Annotated in this window: 2 protein-coding genes; one reads left to right on the top strand and one right to left on the bottom strand. The window is 59.6% G+C overall.

What is annotated here, in order from left to right; translation table 11 throughout:
- Positions 1-46: 46 nt before the first annotated feature.
- Complete coding sequence (locus tag G6030_RS02810) at positions 47-625, top strand: helix-turn-helix domain-containing protein (protein ID WP_347238555.1); 579 nt, start codon at positions 47-49, stop codon at positions 623-625.
- A 149-nt stretch (positions 626-774) separates the two neighbouring features.
- Here G6030_RS02810 and G6030_RS02805 read toward each other — a convergent pair whose 3' ends face one another.
- A complete protein-coding gene (locus tag G6030_RS02805) occupies positions 775-1,299 on the bottom strand; it encodes a PaaI family thioesterase (protein ID WP_017836045.1) in 525 nt (174 codons plus the stop codon).
- Positions 1,300-1,593 lie beyond the last annotated feature (294 nt).

Below are 1,593 nucleotides of genomic sequence, written 5' to 3'. Positions count from 1 at the left end.
AAGCGAACCCTAAACCAACTTCAGAAACGCGACACTAGACTCCCTAGTGGTCACCTACTGTGGTGCGGTCCTGCTGAGGCTGCTGAATATACTCGTTGGCGATGCACCAGACATCACACTCTCACTGGGTTGGCCCGCTCCGGAAGGTCTGCCCGTGGATCAGGATCGGTTAGCTGGTCGCCTGGTATTTGACGCTTCACTGTCCATTCTGCATTTTCCCGTTGACGCGGTCAATCACGTCTGCCGGTTCTCTGACCCCGTGGCGTATCGACTCGCTATCAGTGACTTGCAGCGAAGGCTCGACGAGCGGAGTAAAATCGCCTCGTATTCGGACAAGGTGAGACGTCTGATAGAGAAGCGTCCCGCAGATTGTGGAAGTCAGTGGATTGCAGACGAACTCTCCATCTCTACGAGCACACTTAAGCGGCGCCTCTCTGAGGAAGGGATGACCTATCGCGGACTGCGCCAGTCGGTCATTCGTGAGTACGCGATTCTTCGTTTACTGGACGGATCTGTGTCCGCGAGCGAGATCGCCACGGACCTCGGATATAGCGACCTCGCCAGCTTTTCACACGCTTTCAAGCACTGGACCGGCCACCCGCCGACGGGGTTCCGTCGTAGGTAGCGCTGCCACTTGGTTGACTCGTACAGGGCAACTGGCAATGCACGGTGCCTTCAGCTTCGCCCTTTCTTTGGGCGTGGCGTTCAATAGCTTCAGGCTCCGCCGACACCCTCGACGTATTCGGGCCTGGTGCTCGCGGCGGTGAGTTTGGCCTAAGCCCTCGAGTTTCTCTGTGACTGCAAAAAGTGTTCAACCTCGACCACGATGAACAGGGCAGTGGCAGTAATAACAGTGCGGCCCTCTGCATCCTCCATCGTGGACTTGAGGTCCAATTTCCGGCCATCGCGAGACCGAACTGCAGCGCGCAGGATGTACGGGGTGTCGAGTAGTGCTGGCGCAAGATACTCGAGCTCGAGACGGCGCGTCACGGCGAGCTCGCCGACCGAATACAGCAAGAAGCCGAAGAGGTCGTCAATCACGGTCGCTACCGCGCCGCCGTGTGCAATGCCCGGTGCCCCGACGTGGCGCTGGTCGAACTGGTGGTGTGCGACGACGCCGTCTCCGTCACGCCGTACCGAGAGGAAGTGACCATTCGGGTTCTCTGGTCCACAGCCAAGGCAGTTGGGGTGGTGGGGAGGAAGCTCGGAGGAACCGGATTCCATGCGCGTGAACGAGGCCACCCAGTTGTCGATATCGGTACCTATCGGCTCGCCGGCCTTGTCGCGAAATGTGTCCATGTCCAGACCTTCCTGTCGATGAAGTTGTGCTGGGTGCGATACCTCGGCTTGTGGCGACGGAGATATCGCCGACACCCGTACGTCCGACCCGTGACCCAACCTCCACCTGGCGTCCAAGGGGCCGGGAGGCCGATGCGGGTGGCCTGAACAACTGGCTGCCGACGGCGCGATAGTCAGGTCGACAAGGCCGACTGAGCCGGGACACCTTGTACTGTACGAACATACAGTAAGCGGTACCGACGTATAGTCTAGTTTGGGGGCTCTTCCGGATCCGGAGTGCGTAGCGGGGATGCT

This window comes from Dietzia sp. E1, from assembly GCF_014145015.1.
In the GTDB taxonomy this organism is placed as follows: domain Bacteria; phylum Actinomycetota; class Actinomycetes; order Mycobacteriales; family Mycobacteriaceae; genus Dietzia; species Dietzia cinnamea_A.
Note: the sequence above shows the minus strand (reverse complement) of the source record. Positions and strands in the feature narration are given on the sequence as shown.